The organism is Campylobacter sp. RM19073 (assembly GCF_024723495.1).
In the GTDB taxonomy this organism is placed as follows: Bacteria; Campylobacterota; Campylobacteria; order Campylobacterales; family Campylobacteraceae; genus Campylobacter; species Campylobacter porcelli.
In genome coordinates, this window is sequence record NZ_JANQCT010000054.1 from 1 (window position 1) to 1929 (window position 1929).

Consider the following 1929-nt stretch of genomic DNA (forward strand, 5'->3'; position numbering starts at 1 on the left):
ATAATGTTAAACTATCTTTTATAGTCAATCTTTGAAATCTAAACAAGTGATCGATTGAGCCAAAGGCAATTTTAATTATTTAAATTAAATAATTGCTAATTTAATAGTTACAAACAATTAAGTTTTTAGATTAAAACTTCATAATAAATTACTACTTTGCTAATTTGCGAAGTATTTTTATGGAGAGTTTGATCCTGGCTCAGAGTGAACGCTGGCGGCGTGCCTAATACATGCAAGTCGAACGGACAAGTAAGAGCTTGCTCTTATGAGTTAGTGGCGCACGGGTGAGTAATGTATAGTTAATCTGCCCTATGCTGGAGGACAACAGTTAGAAATGACTGCTAATACTCCATACTCCTTCTTAACACAAGTTAAGTTGGGAAAGTAGCTCTTAGTAATGCATATAAAATGGATTTTAAAACAAAAAGCTAAAAAGATAACAATAAACTTTTTTGAAGTCTTACATAAGTAGTAAGGCAAGAAAAAGTGAAGCAGTTAGCTTTTAAAGATTTTTGTAAAATTCTGAATTATAAAGTGGTTTTTAAATTAAAAATATTTTCTTTAAAAGAGATTAATAAAAATAATTTTAAAACCTTTTTTATGTGTATTACTAAGAGCTCTCGGCATAGGATGAGACTATATTGTATCAGCTAGTTGGTGAGGTAATGGCTCACCAAGGCTATGACGCATAACTGGTCTGAGAGGATGATCAGTCACACTGGAACTGAGACACGGTCCAGACTCCTACGGGAGGCAGCAGTAGGGAATATTGCTCAATGGGGGAAACCCTGAAGCAGCAACGCCGCGTGGAGGATGACACTTTTCGGAGCGTAAACTCCTTTTGTTGGGGAAGAACCATGACGGTACCCAACGAATAAGCACCGGCTAACTCCGTGCCAGCAGCCGCGGTAATACGGAGGGTGCAAGCGTTACTCGGAATCACTGGGCGTAAAGGACGCGTAGGCGGATTATCAAGTCTTTTGTGAAATCTAATGGCTTAACCATTAAACTGCTTGAGAAACTGATAATCTAGAGTGAGGGAGAGGCAGATGGAATTGGTGGTGTAGGGGTAAAATCCGTAGAGATCACCAGGAATACCCATTGCGAAGGCGATCTGCTGGAACTTAACTGACGCTAATGCGTGAAAGCGTGGGGAGCAAACAGGATTAGATACCCTGGTAGTCCACGCCCTAAACGATGTATACTAGTTGTTGCTGTGCTAGTCATGGCAGTAATGCACCTAACGGATTAAGTATACCGCCTGGGGAGTACGGTCGCAAGATTAAAACTCAAAGGAATAGACGGGGACCCGCACAAGCGGTGGAGCATGTGGTTTAATTCGAAGATACGCGAAGAACCTTACCTGGGCTTGATATCCTAAGAACCTCTTAGAGATAAGAGGGTGCTAGCTTGCTAGAACTTAGAGACAGGTGCTGCACGGCTGTCGTCAGCTCGTGTCGTGAGATGTTCGGTTAAGTCCGGCAACGAGCGCAACCCACGTATTTAGTTGCTAACAGTTAGGCTGAGCACTCTAAATATACTGCCTTCGTAAGGAGGAGGAAGGTGTGGACGACGTCAAGTCATCATGGCCCTTATGCCCAGGGCGACACACGTGCTACAATGGCATATACAATGAGACGCAATATCGCGAGATGGAGCAAATCTATAAAATATGTCCCAGTTCGGATTGTTCTCTGCAACTCGAGAGCATGAAGCCGGAATCGCTAGTAATCGTAGATCAGCCATGCTACGGTGAATACGTTCCCGGGTCTTGTACTCACCGCCCGTCACACCATGGGAGTTGATTTCACTCGAAGCCGGAATACTAAACTAGTTACTGTCCACAGTGGAATCAGCGACTGGGGTGAAGTCGTAACAAGGTAACCGTAGGAGAACCTGCGGTTGGATCACCTCCTTTCTAGAGTACAA

The 1929-nt window shown here is 43.0% G+C and carries 1 rRNA gene; it reads left to right on the plus strand.

The window, feature by feature from the left end:
* Positions 1–176: 176 nt before the first annotated feature.
* Positions 177–1918, plus strand: a 16S ribosomal RNA gene (locus tag CSUIS19073_RS08190).
* Positions 1919–1929 lie beyond the last annotated feature (11 nt).